The 17,426-nt window shown below is 37.5% G+C and carries 17 protein-coding genes; 1 reads left to right on the forward strand and 16 read right to left on the reverse strand.

What is annotated here, in order from left to right:
- Positions 1-6: 6 nt before the first annotated feature.
- The 14 genes from ACE1OF_RS15540 to ACE1OF_RS15605 all read right to left on the reverse strand — a co-directional run bounded on the left by ACE1OF_RS15540 (position 7) and on the right by ACE1OF_RS15605 (position 13,719).
- A complete protein-coding gene (locus ACE1OF_RS15540; RefSeq protein WP_448895564.1) occupies positions 7-255 on the reverse strand; it encodes an acyl carrier protein in 249 nt (82 codons plus the stop codon).
- 17 nt (positions 256-272) lie between these two features.
- Positions 273-527 carry a phosphopantetheine-binding protein gene (locus ACE1OF_RS15545; protein WP_242283457.1) on the reverse strand — a complete coding sequence of 85 codons (255 nt, stop codon included), beginning with the start codon at positions 525-527 and terminating at the stop codon, positions 273-275.
- Entirely contained in the window at positions 511-1,290 is a 780-nt protein-coding gene (locus tag ACE1OF_RS15550) for a lysophospholipid acyltransferase family protein (RefSeq protein WP_448895565.1), read from the reverse strand. Before ACE1OF_RS15550 ends, ACE1OF_RS15545 begins: the two co-directional genes overlap by 17 nt.
- On the reverse strand, positions 1,287-2,012 hold the full coding sequence (locus ACE1OF_RS15555) for a beta-ketoacyl synthase chain length factor (protein ID WP_448895566.1): 726 nt from the start codon (positions 2,010-2,012) through the stop codon (positions 1,287-1,289). Before ACE1OF_RS15555 ends, ACE1OF_RS15550 begins: the two co-directional genes overlap by 4 nt.
- Before the next feature lie 227 nt (positions 2,013-2,239).
- Positions 2,240-2,875, reverse strand: a complete 636-nt coding sequence (locus tag ACE1OF_RS15560) for a TetR/AcrR family transcriptional regulator (RefSeq protein ID WP_242283451.1) — start codon at positions 2,873-2,875, stop codon at positions 2,240-2,242.
- Positions 2,876-3,010: 135 nt separating this feature from the next.
- Complete coding sequence (locus tag ACE1OF_RS15565) at positions 3,011-4,420, reverse strand: efflux transporter outer membrane subunit (RefSeq protein ID WP_448895567.1); 1,410 nt, start codon at positions 4,418-4,420, stop codon at positions 3,011-3,013.
- 5 nt (positions 4,421-4,425) lie between these two features.
- Positions 4,426-7,551, reverse strand: coding sequence for an efflux RND transporter permease subunit (locus tag ACE1OF_RS15570; RefSeq protein ID WP_448895568.1), 3,126 nt, complete (start codon positions 7,549-7,551; stop codon positions 4,426-4,428).
- Positions 7,552-7,563: 12 nt separating this feature from the next.
- Entirely contained in the window at positions 7,564-8,721 is a 1,158-nt protein-coding gene (locus tag ACE1OF_RS15575) for an efflux RND transporter periplasmic adaptor subunit (RefSeq protein ID WP_448895569.1), read from the reverse strand.
- Positions 8,722-8,878: 157 nt separating this feature from the next.
- Positions 8,879-9,529 (reverse strand): 4'-phosphopantetheinyl transferase family protein, encoded by a 651-nt coding sequence (locus ACE1OF_RS15580; protein WP_448895570.1) that lies wholly within the window; start codon positions 9,527-9,529, stop codon positions 8,879-8,881.
- Positions 9,530-9,610: 81 nt separating this feature from the next.
- Positions 9,611-10,222 carry a hypothetical protein gene (locus ACE1OF_RS15585; RefSeq protein WP_242283434.1) on the reverse strand — a complete coding sequence of 204 codons (612 nt, stop codon included), beginning with the start codon at positions 10,220-10,222 and terminating at the stop codon, positions 9,611-9,613.
- A gap of 2 nt (positions 10,223-10,224) precedes the next feature.
- Positions 10,225-11,367, reverse strand: coding sequence for a beta-ketoacyl synthase N-terminal-like domain-containing protein (locus tag ACE1OF_RS15590; protein ID WP_448895571.1), 1,143 nt, complete (start codon positions 11,365-11,367; stop codon positions 10,225-10,227).
- Positions 11,364-11,672 (reverse strand): acyl carrier protein, encoded by a 309-nt coding sequence (locus ACE1OF_RS15595; protein ID WP_242283431.1) that lies wholly within the window; start codon positions 11,670-11,672, stop codon positions 11,364-11,366. Before ACE1OF_RS15595 ends, ACE1OF_RS15590 begins: the two co-directional genes overlap by 4 nt.
- On the reverse strand, positions 11,663-12,823 hold the full coding sequence (locus ACE1OF_RS15600) for an ABC transporter permease (protein WP_448895572.1): 1,161 nt from the start codon (positions 12,821-12,823) through the stop codon (positions 11,663-11,665). Before ACE1OF_RS15600 ends, ACE1OF_RS15595 begins: the two co-directional genes overlap by 10 nt.
- Positions 12,820-13,719, reverse strand: coding sequence for an ABC transporter ATP-binding protein (locus ACE1OF_RS15605; protein WP_448895573.1), 900 nt, complete (start codon positions 13,717-13,719; stop codon positions 12,820-12,822). The genes ACE1OF_RS15600 and ACE1OF_RS15605 overlap by 4 nt, the downstream gene beginning before the upstream one ends.
- 230 nt (positions 13,720-13,949) lie before the next feature.
- On the opposite strand from ACE1OF_RS15605, the gene ACE1OF_RS15610 reads away from it, so the two are divergent.
- On the forward strand, positions 13,950-14,378 hold the full coding sequence (locus ACE1OF_RS15610) for an excinuclease ABC subunit A (protein ID WP_448895574.1): 429 nt from the start codon (positions 13,950-13,952) through the stop codon (positions 14,376-14,378).
- A gap of 77 nt (positions 14,379-14,455) precedes the next feature.
- On the opposite strand, the gene ACE1OF_RS15615 is transcribed toward ACE1OF_RS15610, so the two are convergent.
- Both ACE1OF_RS15615 and ACE1OF_RS15620 read right to left on the reverse strand, forming a co-directional pair.
- Positions 14,456-15,508, reverse strand: coding sequence for a 2-oxoacid:ferredoxin oxidoreductase subunit beta (locus ACE1OF_RS15615; RefSeq protein ID WP_448895575.1), 1,053 nt, complete (start codon positions 15,506-15,508; stop codon positions 14,456-14,458).
- Positions 15,509-15,520: 12 nt separating this feature from the next.
- On the reverse strand, positions 15,521-17,413 hold the full coding sequence (locus ACE1OF_RS15620) for a 2-oxoacid:acceptor oxidoreductase subunit alpha (RefSeq protein WP_448895576.1): 1,893 nt from the start codon (positions 17,411-17,413) through the stop codon (positions 15,521-15,523).
- Positions 17,414-17,426 lie beyond the last annotated feature (13 nt).

The raw sequence follows: 17,426 nt of genomic DNA on the forward strand, positions 1-17,426 counted from the left end.
GATTTATCAACTAATGGTAAGCTTTTCAACCGCATCAACAATGTCTTTCACTGTTCTCACCTGTTTAAAATCTTCAGGTTCAATTTTTTTACCAGTAATTTCTCTCAGTTTTACCACTAAATCTACTGCGTCGATACTATCGAGATCCATGTCTTCATATAAATGAGCATCCATTGAAATATCTTCTGCTTCTATTTCAAACATGGTTACCAAAATGTCACTTATCATTTTGTAAATATCGTTTCTATCTTTCATTTAAAATATATACCTAGTTATCGGTTTTCGGCTATAAATTGACACAATGATGTTACCGAGTAAAAATGCTTTTTACTGTCTGCTGAATCACCATCAATCTTTACATTATACGCTTTTTTAATTGCTACGCCCAATTCTAACGCATCGATTGAATCAAGGCCTAAGCCGTCAACAAATAAAGCTTCGTCATCGGCAATATCTTCAGGCTCAATATCTTCTAGCTCTAAAGTTTCAATAATTAATTGTTTTACTTGGTTAATTAACTCTTTCATAAAGGCTGAGTTCCTCATTATAATATTTAAGTAAGTCTCTGGTAAGCGCTCTTACCGAATTTGAAACAACATCTGTGGCTACATATTTTTTAATTGATATTTCAGGTTTTACCACTAGTTTAAACGTAAAACGACTTTCTGGTATCTGATACCAAGCAAGCTCTTTACTTAACGTCGTTGGCGTGACAAATAACAGTATAGGTGTCACGTCGGTATTAGTACGAAGTGCAATATTAGCAGCACCACGTTTAAATTTCATTTTCTCTCCAGGAGTCGTTCTCGTTCCTTCAGGAAAAACAATTAAGTTGTTTCCGTCATCAAAGGTTGATTGACAATCTTTCATAAACTTATCAGGATCTGCCTCGTTGTTAATGTAGCCGGTATTACTGACAACACCTTTTAAAAAAGGGTTTTTAAATAAATCAGCTTTAACCACACAATCTGCATTTTCAATAATAGATATTAACACAACGACATCAATCAAAGAGGGATGATTGGCAATAACAATAGTACCTTTACTTGCTTTCAATAATTCACCATTGTCGATTTCTAATTTCATAATACCCATCAATTGCATATACCCAATAAACATTTTAAAGGTTTTATGCACTACTTTACGGGCACTTGCTCGACGCTGCTGTTCTTTACCTCGGTACTTTAATCTCACTATAGGGAAAACTAGTAATGACAGAATAACACCACCGAAACCAAACAAAAAAAATGCAGACCCTGTGGCAAAAATACGCCAGTAGCGGTTAATCATGTTTTACTCAAATGCCACTGATAACGGAAAGAGTCAATCGTAACTTGGTTATCTTTACCATACATAAACGATAAAAAAGCTAACGGTTGAAAAATAGTTGAGTTAATTTGATTTTTTTGAGGTTTAAAATTTAATGCCAAACCATATTCACTTTTTTGTCGCGTTAAAATTAAAGCAACTGACATAGTCTTTTCTGCATCAGAGACATAAGAACTATATTTTTCTGGTACTACTTCATCAGTATAAACCACTAAAATTTTATCTAACTGCTGACTCTCTAACTTTGCATAGCCATCAACAAGCGCCATTAATAAAGAATCTTCACCTGCCGAAATGGCCGTCATTGGTTGTTTATTATTAGAAAAAATACTATAAAGCCCCGCCACGGCATTATGAACAGACAAGCCAAAATGTGTTGGTGATAAGTCACTTTTCTGTGCGACATCTTCTATGAGCTTTGAGGTTTTATGTAAATCGCCATGCCTAGATGAAAACACACACGGCAAAGCCACTTCTTCATCAGCAACCACATCAAGCACACACTGCATTGTTAATTTGGCAAATTTGCTCAAACGACGACGCTGCATAGCTGGAATTTCTTTTAGGCTGGGTAAGTCATCCTCATCCTGATATGCCATATTGCCTAATGACCACTGCTGCCAATCTTGGCTTGTACGTAAATTACCGCACCAAGCAGAACATTTTTCAATATGAATTTCCACGTAGACTGCCCTTGATGAGAATGAGATGCGAAAAAATAGCAAGCAATAATGGTGCGAATTCTACCTAAGCACCCAAGGCAATTCAACTAAATAGTGTTTTTCTTAAATAAAATTGTAAATTTTGCCACTAACGTCGGACATAATGACGTTAGCTGAGCATAAATGATAGATATGACACTACGCTATTAAACCAGAGCAAATATTATCGATGGGCTAGAAGAACTTACCTATTCTATTTCTTCTTCACTAGGAAATGGCACTAAAAGTACCCGCATTGCAGGGCGCAATGCTAATAATATTGTTTCTTTATCAATGCTTGGATTAACTATTTTGCGTAGTAACAACCCGCTCATCATCGCAAAAATGACTTCAATACGGCTATTTATTTCTTTTATTTCAGCCATTTTAATTAAGCTACGTTCACCAACTAACAAACTGTACATTTTTTGACGAGCCTGAATATCTGATTCGCGTAACAAAGTAGCAACCTTGTCATTACGTGCTGCCTCTGCAAGCATTTCTATATCAAGCGCACCTTGGTTTATATCAAAATGATGATCAACGCCTTCATCTAAACCGTCAAGTAAAACAGTTACCAAATCACCGGGGGTATTTTCGAACTCTTGAAATATCGTAAATAATTCATCCATATCACGTTTTATAATTGACTCAATTATTGCTTCTTTACTGGCAAAATAATTATAAATATGTCCCGCACTCATTCCTGCCGTTCTAGAGATTTCAGCCATTCCTGCGCCATGGTATCCTTTGCGTCTAAAACAATCGGCCGCAGCACAAAGCACTTGCTCACGTCGAGCTTGAGCAACCGTTGGATCTGATTGTCTTTTAGATTTCTCTCTCATCATAACTCCGAAAAGGATAACTTTTCTATTGAACCTAAATATTATCACTAGCTTACCAAATTTTAACTTCTGATCTTATGTGTTAAATCAAAGAACTTAAGCTAGTGATACACTACTAATGTCATAACCTAATAGCTATTCACTTTGATGAATAGGTTGTTGCCAACCACCGCCAACTGCTTTATATAAACTAATTAGGCTAGTGATATAAGCTTGTTTACCACTAATGAGTTGTTGCCCAGCACTATACCAATTACGTTGTGCATCTAGTACCTGCAAATAGCTGTCAACCCCTTTTTCAAAGCGCGCTTCAGAGAGCGCAAACGACTCTTGATTGCTTCGATATAAATCTTCAAGCGCACTTAATCGCTGCCTATAACCTTCTCTATCAACAAGCGCATCAGAAACCTCTTTAAACGCCTGTTGAATAACATGCTCATAAGTTGTTAAGGCAACTTCTTGCTGGGTTTGTGTAACCTCTAAATTTGCTTGATTACGACCCATATTAAATATAGGTATTGTAATTGACGGAATAAAACTCCATGTGCCAGTCCCGCCTGAAAACAAATTATCAAACTCAGCCGATGCAGTTCCTGCATTTGCAGTCAAAGTAATACTTGGAAAAAATGCAGCTTTAGCCACACCAATATTCGCATTGGCAGCTAACAAACGAAACTCTGCCGCTTTAATATCAGGACGTTGCTCAAGTAGCTCTGACGGTAATCCAACAGGCACATTAGGTAGGTTTAACACTTCATCTAAACTTTCAACGGGCAATAGCTCCGCTGAAACTGGCTTACCCACTAATAAATCAAGGGCATTTTTATCACGTTTTAATAAACGTTGATAATTAGCTATATCAACTTTTGCAGCGGCCACTGTGCTTTGAATTTGCGCTAACGTTAACTTTGATGCAGCACCAAGAGCATAGGTTTTTTCGGTTAAAGCCAATGAAGCCTGCTGACTTTCTAAGGTTTGCATCACAAGTGCTAACTGCGCTTTATCAGCAGCGTAATTTAACCAAGCACTTGCCAATTCAGAAATTAAACTAATTTTCACACTCATTTGAGTTTGTTCAGAGGCATACAAGGTTTGCAAGGCTTGATCTGATTGATTACGAATTTTACCCCATAAATCTAGCTCATATGCCGTCATTCCAACTGTAGCCGAATAACTCTCGTTGATTTGAGCATTACCCGTTGACGATAAATCAGCTGGTAAGCGTTGACGTGTACCCGATGCTGCAAAATCTATTGATGGATATAAGGCCGAGTCTTCAATTTGATAAAGCGCACGCACTTGCTGCACATTAAGTGCGGCCAATTGAATATCTTTATTATGAATCAAAGTTTGCTCGATTAGCTTTTGCAGTTTTTCATTAACAAAAAACTGCTGCCATTTTAAATCCGCTGTGTTTCCTTGTTCACTCTGTATGGCATAACTATCAGGTACTGGTAACACTAAATCTTCACGCTGTGGTGCCATTTGACAAGCACTCAGCATCATGACACTTAGGCTAGCTAAACTTAACACTTTTAATGTCATTTTGATTACTCCTGCGTCACAGTTTTATGTTTACCGGGGAAAACACGACGTACTAATACAAAAAATAATGGCACAAATACCACCACAATAATTGACGAAGCAAGTGTGCCACCAATCACTGAAATACCTAGCGCATTTTGTGCACCAGATCCAGCACTTGATGCAATAGCCAACGGTAATACACCACAAATAAAGGCCATCGAAGTCATCAAAATCGGGCGTAAGCGTAACTTAACAGCAGCAATGGCTGATTCAACTAATGGCATACCTTCATCCATTTTATGAATGGCAAATTCAACAATTAAAATAGCATTTTTAGATGCCAAACCTATGGTAGTTAAAAGGCCAACTTGTAGATAAATATCGTTCGATAAATTCCCGACAAAGGCTGCCATTGCCGCGCCGAAAACACCTAAAGGTACAATCATCATTACTGCTGCTGGCACCGACCAACTTTCATACAATGCTGCTAAACATAAAAACACCACTAATAACGATAACGCATATAACAATGGTGCTTGGCCACCACTTAAACGCTCTTCATACGAAATACCTGTCCATTCATAGGAAATTCCATTAGGTAACTGCTTAACCAACCTTTCCATTTCATCCATCGCTTGACCCGTACTGTAACCTGGCGCTGATGCTCCTTGAATTTCCATTGATGAAAAACTGTTATAGCGTTCAAGACGTGGCGAGCCATAAGTCCAATAAGAGTGAGCAAAGGCAGTAAACGGCACCATATTGCCATTACTATTACGTACATACCACTTATCTAAGTCTTCTGGCACCATACGAGACTCAGGCGTACCTTGTAAGTACACTTTTTTCACTCGACCACGGTCGATAAAGTCATTTACATAGCTACTACCCCATGCAGTAGACAAGGTATTATTAATGTCTTCTTGTGTCAGACCCAACGCTTGCGCTTTAGCTAAATCAATATCTAATTCAAGTTCTGGTTTATCCTCTTGGCCATTAGGACGAACGCCAGCTAATACAGGACTTTGTGAAGCCATGCCTAGTAGCATATTACGAGCCTGAAGTAGTTTGTCGTGACCCAGCCCTACACGGTCTTGCAAAAATAATGTGAAACCATTAGCTGTACCAAGTTCTACAACAGCAGGGGGTGGAAAGGCAAATACAAAAGCTTCTTTAATAGTAGAAAAATATCCCATCGCTTTACCCGCAACCGCACCTACAGATAAATCATCACGTTGACGTTCATCCCAGTGCTTTAATCCGACAAAACCAATAGCTGAATTTTGCCCAGAGCCTGCGAAACTAAACCCAATAACACTAAAAACAGATCGTACCGCTTCAGATTGATCTTCTAAGAAATGCTTTTCCATTTTCTTAACAACCTTTAATGTCTGTTCTGTCGTAGATCCTGCAGGTAAACTCACTTGGTTAAATAAAATACCTTGGTCTTCGTCTGGTAAGAATGCAGATGGCAGTTGTGAGAATATATAAATCATGCCACCAACGATTAAGCCATAACACAATAAATAACGTTTACTGTGTTTGATCATACGGCTTACAAAACTTTGAGCACCGCTATTGGTCTTATCAAAGCCGTTGTTAAAACCTATAAAAAATCGACCAATAAATGATGAATCATTATGAACATGACTTGGCTTTAACATTGTTGCACACAATGCTGGCGTTAAAATAAGTGCCACTAAAACAGACAAACTCATCGCGGTTACTAAGGTCACAGAAAACTGACGATAAATAACACCAGTAGAGCCAGCAAAGAACGCCATAGGTATAAATACCGCCGACAACACCATAGCAATACCAACTAGTGCACCCTTGATCTCATCCATCGACTTACGTGTTGCCTCAAGCGGTGACAGTTTTTCCTCTGTCATTACACGTTCAACATTTTCAACCACAACGATTGCATCATCAACTAACAAACCAATGGCTAATACCATAGCAAACATAGTTAAAGTATTAATTGAATAACCCAAAACATGCAGTACAGCAAACGTACCTAAAAGTACCACAGGTACTGCAATAGTAGGAATTAGCGTTGCACGGAAATTTTGTAAAAATAAATACATGACTAAAAATACTAACACGACCGCTTCAATTAAAGTGCTTACTACTTTTTCAATGGATAATGAGACAAATGGTGTCGTGTCATAAGGTACAACCGAGGCTAATCCCTCAGGAAAAAAAGGCTCTAATTCAACTAAAGCTGCTTTTACCCCAGCAGCGGTATCTAGCGCGTTTGCTCCACTGGCAAGCTTGATACCTAAACCTGACGCTGGTTTGCCATTATAGCGTGCCACAACCCCATAGCTTTCACCGCCAAGCTCAACTTTTGCAACATCACCTAAGCGAACAACTGAACCGTCTGCATTCGTTTTCACAAAAATATCTCTAAATTGCTCAGGCGTTTGTAAACGACTTTGCGCAGTGACTGTCGCATTGAGCTGTTGACCATCAATAGCAGGTAAAGCACCTAGCTGGCCTGCCGATACTTGAGCATTTTGCGCACTAATAGAGGCGCTAATATCGGAAGGTGTCAGTTTATATTTTTGCAGCATATTTGGATCTAACCAAATACGCATCGCATATTGCGAACCAAATAATTGTACTTCACCTACGCCATTCACCCGTGAGATGATATCTTGCACATTGGATGCAACATAATCACCAATGTCGATATTATTCATGCTGCCATTTTCTGAAACAAAACCAACAACCATTAAAAAGTTACGTGCTGATTTAGCCACAGCCACACCTTGGCGCTGTACTTCTAGAGGTAATAATGGCGTTGCTAATGCTAGTTTATTTTGTACTTGAACTTGCGCAATATCTGGATCGGTATCGGCATTAAAAGTCAGCGTTAACGTGGTTGAACCATTTGATTCAGACGTTGATGACATATACAACAAGCCATCTAACCCTTTCATTTTTTGCTCAATAACTTGTGTAACAGTGTCTTCTAAGGTACGTGCTGATGCACCAGGATAAGTCGCTTGAATACTGATTGCTGGTGGTGCAATAGACGGATACTGAGCAATAGGTAAACCTTTAATTGCCAGTATTCCTGCTAGCATAACCACAATGGCCAGTACCCATGCAAAAATAGGTCGGTCGATAAAAAATCGTGACATTACAATGCTCCGTTATTGAGTTTTAGCAATTGATTCGGCTGGCACAGCATTAACAGTTGCACCTGGTGCTATTTTTTGTAAACCTTCAACAATCACTTGATCGCCATCGTTTAAACCACTTGTCACCAACCAATTAGCACCCACTGTTCGGTCAATTTCTAATACACGAGCTTCAACGGTATTGTTTTTACTAACCACCATAGCAGTAGGTTCACCTTTCGTATTGCGACTAACACCTCGCTGCGGCACTAAAATCGCATTCGCTTTAACCCCCTCAACAATCACAGCCCTAACATACATGCCTGGCAATAATAGTTTTTCTGGGTTTGGAAATTCGGCTCGCAAGGTAACAGAGCCAGTACTTGGATCAACAGTCACTTCAGAAAACTGTAATGTGCCTTTATGCGGATACGCAGAACCGTCTTCCATCGTTAATTCAACAGCAGAGTGAATTGCTAGATCCTTATCCAGCTCACCATTCGCAATGGCTTTTTTCAAACGCGTTAATTCACTGCTCGACTGGGTTAGGTCAATATAAATAGGATCAAGCTGAGTAACCGTTGCTAATGCGGTTGCTTGATTTGCATTTACTAAAGCCCCCGCTGTTACGCTAGACTTGCCAATTTGACCACTAATAGGCGACACAACCTTACTGTAGTTAAGATTGATTTGTGCGGTTTTAAGCTGTGCTTTTGCTGTTAACAAATCCGCTTGTGTACTTTTATAATTGGCATTCGCTTCATCAAAGTCTTGTTGACTAACGGCTTTTATTGCTAATAAATCAGCATAACGTTCTGCTTTTGCTTTGGCATTAGCAATACTCGCTTGGGCTTTAGCTATCGCAGCTTCGCTAGTTGCTATTTGTGCTTCGAAAACCTCAGAGGCAATTTGATATAACGCTTGGCCCTTTTTAACCTCAGTACCTTCAGTAAATAAGCGAGTTTTTATAATGCCATTCACTTGTGGACGAATTTGCGCTACCTGTGATGCTGTCACTCGACCTGGCAGCTCCTTTGTTAGCATTAATGGTTGATTCGTTAATGTAATAACACCAACGGGGGTAGGTTGCGAAGCAGGGGCTTTTACCTGCTGATTTTGATCGCAACCAGATAAAAAAACTGCGCTTGCCAAAACGATGACAGTAAAAATATTCACGCGAGTACGTTGCATATAAACCAATCTCTTTTATTAAGTATGAACGTTCATTCTAATTTAATTGTTCAAATTTTCCAATACCAATCGACATTTTTTTTCAATAGGCTATTGCTACAAAATGTTTCAGTATTAATCAGCTAATTACGTTTTATATTAGAAAGTGTTAGTAGAGTTATATCTGTTTAAGTAGCACTTTCTCTTTTGAATCTATCACGATGGCAGTTTTATAACCCTGAACATTAGGGCAAATTACCGTATAAGTAACACAGTGCCAATCAATACTCGTTTTATCACTCGTGAGTACAGCTGAACAGTCGCATTGATATAAATCCGTTAATGGCCTTAGACTTGCTTTTGCTAAAGACTCTTTAACTGTCCATAGTTGATAAAAATCAGCCTCAATATTTTTTCTGGTTTTGATCAACGCCAATTCTGTCTTTGTACATATTTCTTTAGCTAATTCAACAAAGTTACGCTTTTTTATTTGCTCAATATCTATCCCTACTCTTAAGGGTTGATCACTTAAAATAATCGCCGCCATATCACCACTGTGCGTGATAGAAATTGCAAAAGTTTGTGACTTGTTATCTAAGATTAAGGTGGTGTAGTTAAAAATTTCATAAGCACGATTAAGTGTGCAATCAAAATGAGCCAATGCTTTGGAAAGTAAAGCTCTGCTTAATAACATTTGTTGTTGCTTGCGTTTACTTTTCATCAAAACATAGCGATGTGCTTCTTGCTCATTAAGCTGCGCCAGCCAATAGGAAAATTGTTCATTAAACCACGGTGCTTCAATATTCGCTGAGAGTGCAATTATTGTCATTTAGACCCGACCATGCATTGGATAAAAAGGTAATTAAAAACTAGCATAAATTTTCCTATGAACATGCAATGAACAAATATACTAACTCAAATTCAACAAAAGTGGATATTGTACTTCTTTCTCTAATACAGATAACTCTTGAGGTGTGCCAATAAAATGATGCCATGTTTTAAGGGCTGCATCTGTATCTGATACCTTTTCAACCAACAATGCATGACATCGCCGCTCTTTATCATCAGTTTGCCAAATCACAATTATTGCTTGTTGGCAATGTCCCTGTAACATATCTGTTTCTGCCAACAAACTAGCTTTTAACAATGTGTTATGACTCGCGCCAATGAAGATATTAGGCCCTTGAATATTAAATTCTTTTGACAAATAAAAATTAGCAGCATTACCAACGGTAGCAATAAAATCATAAGGACGAATAGCTTCTTTATTTTCCATAGCAAGTATTACTGACTGAAAAAGTTCAACCGACATATACTCTGCGCCACTGTACAAAGCTAATTGGGGTAACGTTTTGTTATTAGCCATTAACCGATACACAGCCGTTAAAGAAATCAACGTAACATTGTCTAAACGCCGTACTGAAAACCCTGTCTCATTTTTAACAACGTTTCTGACTTCTTTGTCTGACATTATTGTAGGAAAGCACACAACCTCATGGGCTTTTAGTATTAGTTTGCACATACTTAGCTTGGCTCCACTTTTTTAACAATCAACGCGGCATTATTGCCTCCAAAACCAAAATGATTAAATAACATAATTTTTGATTGTATTAATTCAGCAGCAGACTCAATAAAGGGTAACAACAGAGGGGCTGATTTATCCTCTTGATAAGTTAATTGTGGCAAGTAAGCATGGCGAATGCAGTGATCAAATAAAGCTAATTCAATGACACCACAAGCGCCTAATGTATGACCAATCAAGGATTTGAATCCGTATGATTTAGGTAACTGCGTGAATAATTTATTCAATGCATTACATTCTGCTAAATCACTTTTAATCGATGCGGTGCCATGAACTTTTATTAAATCAACATCATTTTGTACAATACTTGCATTTTGTAATGCTTGTTTTATCACCTCAACGATATGAGTACCTTCTTCTTCAGTGATTGTTAAACTGTGATCATCACAAGAAGAATAACCGCCAAGTATTTCCAATTGGGTATGTTCAGTGCAATGTTTCGACAGTAAAACCGCGCCAATTCCTTCACCTAAAATCAAGCCGTCTCGTGTAGCAGAAAAAGGCTTTACGCTTGTTTTACTAATTAAATCAAGTGAATCAAATCCATTAAGTGAAAGCTGGTTAAAAAATTCAAAGCCAATAACAATGACGTTATCAACTTTACCTTGTTTGATAAAATTTGTTGCATAAAGCAAGGCATTAGCGCCAGAGGTACAAGCGGTATTAAAGGTGAAGTGCAATGAATGCAACACATAGTGTTCAGCTAACAATTGCCCTATTTTATCTGTTTGAGACAGCCATATCGCTTGGCTGATATCAGGTTTTATACAGCCTATATCTAATGAAGTTGAACCAATAAATAACATGGTTTTGTTTAATTGTTTTGGCGTAAGAGCCGTTTGCGCTAATAATAAGTCGACCTGCTCAATGAGTAACCCCATCATTTTCTCAAATGTTTTATTCAAAGAGGGTTGTTCCTGCATTGCATAATACAATACTTGATGGTCGCCTACTGGGGCACTACAGCGCTGCATTCCTCCATTTTTTGTAGAAGAAAACATTGAAGAAGGTAAATGTTGCTGTTTTCCTAATGCACTATTTGAGGTTGAAGCACTTACAAATACACGTTCAGGCTTTGCTATCACTTGTTTTGCTCAAAAGTACTTTGTTCAACAATAAGGGCTGCAATACTATTAATGGTTGTTAAATGCTTACGGCTTTCTTTAGAACCTTCTATTTTTACGCCAAAAGTACGTTTTAAAACTAGTGATAGTTGTAATCCATCCAGTGAATCTAAATTTATACGCGAGTCAGAGCCAAATAATTGTTCGTCGTCTAATATTTCCTGCCAAGCGAAATCATCTTCTTTTTCACATTCTTCTACAATAAGCTTTTTAAGATCATCTTTTAATTGGGCTAGCTTGGATTGAATCGGTTGTGTTAATTCCACATTAATTTCCTAATTTTCATTACAAACAAGTATCTCGCCATAGTAAAACTTACTACACTAAAAAGTAATAAATTAGTTAGGTAAGTATAAATTAAGCTTGTATTGTTTCCTATAAACGATGCGCGAATGATCTCTGCAGACCAATATAACGGAGAGTAACTTGCAATCGTAGCCATTATTTCAGGCATGATGTTCATCGGCACCATAAACCCACTAACCGCTGCTAATAAAATATTAATACCACCACCTAATACAATGGCTTGTTCATAACTATTGACTACAGCTGCAATAATAAAGGCTAGTGCATTGGCTGATACAACAATAACAAGCCCTGACAACAAATAAATAGGCCAATAACTAACCGTAATAGCTGGTTGCGCAGTAAGCACTGGTACAGCAAAAATGCCAATAAGGGTTAATATGACAAACTGTATTGAGCTCAATAAACAAAAAGCACTAACCTTAGTAAAAAAATAATGTGACGTACTAATTGGAAATGTTTTCAGTCGAATAAGCGTGCCATTTTTCTGCTCGTTTATTACCGTAATAGACACGGGTAAAACAATAAAATAGATACCAAAAATTATCCATGACGGTACGCTATAAAGCGTTGCCGATGTAAGCGGTTGATCGAGTTCATCAATTAAAAAAAACTGTTCAACATTAGTATTTTTATCTATTTCACTTATTTGATCTTGTAAAGGCGCTTGATCATTCAAGTCGCCTATATCTAACATGTATGCATGTAATCGTAGTTTTGAAAAAGCCCCGTGCACTAGTTGAATAACCATAGGTTGCATTGATGGGGTGATCGTTTCTTTTATTGTCAAAACAATAGATTTAGCTGTTAATCCCGTTAATATTTTTTTTTCAAAATCATTGGGTAACGATATTAACAAATCTGCAGCATTATTCTTGTCTGATATTATAAAGCCTTGCTGTTGTAAATACTGTTGATAAGCAGTCACATAGAGATGATTCTCTGTGCTACTTACCTTTACCGTAATTTTGCCTATGGCATCTTGTGATTGACCACTCATTGCAAATGTCATTATCAACATAAACGCAACTGGCAAAATTAATAATACGCCAATACTATGAATATCACTTAATATAATCAGCGCTTCTTTTTTTAAACTGTTTAATATCATTTAGGCGCCTGCGTGTGATTGTAAATGCGCTCTACAGAATTAGCTGAATAATTTATGTTAATTATTTGATGGGCAACTTGCGTTAGCTGTTGTAATTGAGCCGCTAACGCTTCAGGTGAATTAAGTACAATTTGGTATGTGTTGTTCGCACTTTGCTCATATATAGTTAAAAAATCAAGATTATCAGGTGATTGATTAAAACGCACAGTAAGTAAAATATTCTCTTGCTGATGTTTTTCGTTCATTTGCGCCTTACCATCACGAAAAACAATAATATCATCACAAATTTTCTCTACTTCATCTAACATATGAGAAGTAAATAATAACGTTTTCCCTTGTAATTTAAATGATTCGAGTAATCTAATAATTACAGCTCTTGATTCAGGATCAATACCCACGGTAGGTTCATCTAAAAACAATACTTCAGGCTTTTTTACCAACGCAATGGCTATATTTAGCCGACGTTTATAACCACCCGATAAATTTTTAGCTTTGTGATTTTTTACTTCGTTTAACTCACATTGAGCAAGAATATCCGCCAGCAATATTTTCCATTCACTGTTATGAATACAACAAAGCGATAAAAAATAATGTAAGTTTTGTAAAACAGTTAACTGCGGATAAAAAGCATATTCTTGTGGAACCAAGGACACTTTATCTTTCACACAATCAATTAATGCTTTAGATTTACCAGACATACTTGGGTATTCAATACTTCCTTCAAAGCTAGGTATTAAACCGCATAAAGCAGAAATAAATGTAGATTTACCCGCCCCATTAGGTCCTATAATGCCTGTACAACATTGGGCTCTAATATTGAGAGAAACATCATGCAAAGAATAATAATTATTTTGAGGGTATTTATAGCTTAATTGGCTAATTTCAATAGCATTCAACAGCGTTACATGACCAGTACTTTTTGATTTTATTCAGTATATACTTATAGCTAAACCACCTCAAGATACAAGATTATCTTCCTAAGCATTCTAAACAATTCGATCACAGCATTGTGCACATTTCAACCGATTAGCAGAATAATCAACTGGATTATTTGATTTTTTACCATTAAAATAATTTTGTGTTTAAACTCTTTAGTCTTTTACTACTATCAAGGAAATGAAATAAAATGAAAAAAATAATTCTAGCAGCAGTACTTACAGCTATTACTGCGTCAGCCTCTGCGCGTGATGATATAGGAAAATACCCCATTGCTCCGCTACTTGAATCTGCAAAAGCCAAAGAAGTATTATTGGATATTCCTCTGTATTTTTCTACCCAAAAACACAAAGCTATTGCTGAAAAATATGGGCAAGTATCAACAAATAAGAAAACAAATGCTTTCATGAAATCAGACAGTGAAGCATGTGAATGGGTAATGTTAAGTGCATTAAAAGCATTACAAGAGCGTGCAGTGCGTGAAAACATGGACGCGGTAGTAAATATTGAATCTAATTATAAAAATAGGCATTTTGCCAGTGAAACTGAATTTGAATGTGGTGCTGGCGCGGTTATGGCTGGTGTGGCATTAAAAGGCACATTAGTAAAATTTAAATAGTTAAAATACATTCATTAAATGGAAGTAACACAACAAAAGGTGTTACTTCTTATTTTATAGACCTAAACTAAAACAGCTCACCTAAAACTCTCATTAATCCCCGTTAGTACTCTATTTCCTGGGCAAAGCTCTTCTTGCGTTAATTGATTTAAGGGGGTGTTATTAGTATTGTTGATTTCATGAAAATCACTGGCTGTAGGCTCTAAGTAAAAAAGCCCCGTTAGTATTTTTCCTTCTTTCTTGTTTGTCTCAATATCAATAATCGCTTGACTTGCATTGCCACTATCATAATCGGCACTCACTTTTTCAATACGCATTATTGAGCCATCGTGTAAGCAAATATCTTCACTTTTTCTATTATCAGCGCTGCTGGTTATTTCTTTTTTAATCGGCACAAAATCTGCCACAGCTCCCGTTGTGAGGTGATCATGCACATAATCGTAAGAACGTGTAGAGCCAGCATGGTTATTAAAAGTGACACAAGGCGATATAATGTCAATAAATGCAAAACCTTTATGACTCATTGCAGCTTTTAATAAAGGCACTAGTTGATGTTTATCACCAGAGAAGCTGCGTGCTACAAAGCTAGCGCCTAATTGTAGCGCCATGACACACAAATCAATGTCTGTAAATAAGCTTAACTCTCCAGCTTTATTTTTAACGCCTTTGTCTGCTGTTGCCGCCAACTGCCCCTTTGTTAAGCCATAAACGCCATTATTCGCTACCATATAAACCATATTTAACTGTCGACGGGCTACATGCGCAAATTGTCCAAACCCAATTGATGCACTATCACCATCTCCCGACATGGCTAAGTAAAGCAGTGCTTGGTTTGCTAAATTAGCTCCAGTGGCAACAGACGGCATTCTGCCATGCACTGAGTTAAAACCATGCGCTTTATTTAAGAAATAATTGGGCGCTTTAGATGAACAACCAATACCTGACAATTTGGCCACATGGCTTGGTTGAATAGACAGTTCATGGCATGCTTGTATTATTGCCGATGTAATAGAGTCATGCCCACAACCAGCACATAAAGTTGACAAAGCACCTTCATAATCTCGATACGTTAAACCTAAGTCATTAACAGGAAGGCGAGGATGACGAAATGTTGATTTTATAAAACTCATACTTATTACTCCTTAACCTGTCTTTTGGCTTTTTTGGCTGGCTGATAACTGTAATAGCACAGCATCAACTATAAAAGTACTCGTTATTGGCAAACCATCAAAGTTTAAAATACTGGTCAGCGTATTGGGGTCTATTTGTAACTCATTTACCAATAAGCTTTTCATTTGTGCGTCTCGGTTTTGTTCAATAACAAATACGTGTTTATTTTTACCTGAATGTTTTTCAATAAACTCTTGAATACTTTGATGAAATGGAAAAGACTTTATCCGTAAACTATTCGCAATTAAGCCATGATCTTTTAATTGCTCTATGGCCTCAGCAATAGGGTGACTAGTGGTGCCAAAAAAAATCAATCCTAACGGTGCATTTTTATTACTCTGTTTTATTTCTGGCTGAGGTAAATATTGAATGGCATTAACAAATTTTTTCGATAGTCGTTCCATGTTATCAACATAGTCTGTTGATTTTTCGGTATATCCTGCAAAATGGTTTCGTGAAGTTCCTCGATTAAAATAGGCGCCTTTGTTTGGATGCGTGCCAGGTAATGTGCGATAACAAATACCATCATTGTCTACATCTAAATATCGACCAAACACCTCCACTTCATCAAGCTGTTGGGCAGATAATACCTTACCTCGTTGATAGGCTTTATCATCTTGCCAAGAAAACTCTTGTGTTAAATGATCATTCATCCCTAAATCTAAATCACTCATAACAATAACGGGGGTTTGCAATTGTTCTGCTATATCAAATGCCTGCGCGGTTAATTCAAAACATTCATACGGGCTTTCTGGAAACAATAGCACTTGCTTACTGTCACCATGAGAAGCATAAGCGCAAGCGATAATATCGGCTTGCTGAGTGCGTGTTGGCATACCAGTTGATGGACCAGAACGTTGTACATTGATCAACACCATAGGTATTTCAGTAAAATAAGCCAACCCTAAAAACTCTGTCATCAAAGAAACACCAGGGCCTGAAGTAGCGGTGAAAGCTCTAGCACCATTCCAACCTGCACCAATGGCAACACCTATAGCGGCTAGCTCATCTTCTACCTGCACTATGGCATAATTTTTTTTACCGCTAGCGGGGTCAATGCGTAAACGATGACAATAACTGGAAAATTTTTCAATCACTGATGTAGAAGGCGTTATCGGATACCAACCAACCACTGTTGCACCACCAAAAACAGCACCAAGCCCTGTTGCTGTATTGCCATCAACCAATATGCGATTATTTATTAAATTTCGGCTTTCAACCTTTATAGCTAGCGGACAAATAAAATGCTCTCTAGCGTATTGATAGCCTAGCTCTAATGCGTATACGTTGGGCGTTATGAGTTTTTCTTTACCTTTAAATTGATCACGAACTAATCCTTTCAATAAAGCAAAGTCCATCTCTAATAACGCAGCTAATGCCCCCACATAAATAACATTTTTAAATAATTGGCGCTGCCTTGGGTCGTTGTATTCTTTTAAGCAGATATGAGAAATTGGCATGCCAATAAAATTAATATCGCCTCGTTTTTGATTATCTTGTAATGCTCGGCTTGAATCATACAACAAATACCCCCCTGATTTTACACTTTGAATATCATCATTAAGGCTTTGTGCATTCATAGCAACAACCAGTTCTGATTGACCACCGCGCCTGCCTAAGTAGTTCTTTTCAGATATTCTAACTTCATACCATGTTGGCATACCCTGAATGTTAGACGGAAAAATATTCTTAGCACTTACGGGAATACCCATTCGCAAAATAGCTTTAGCAAACATGTTATTAGCACTAGCAGAACCCGTGCCATTAGTATTAGCAAAACGCACAACAAACTCATTCACCACATGTTTTTGTGTGACTTTAGTATTGTTTGCTTCGTTTTCCTTATTTAGTGCGATACTCGTCATAACTTCTACCTTG

This window comes from Colwellia sp. E150_009 (assembly GCF_053543955.1).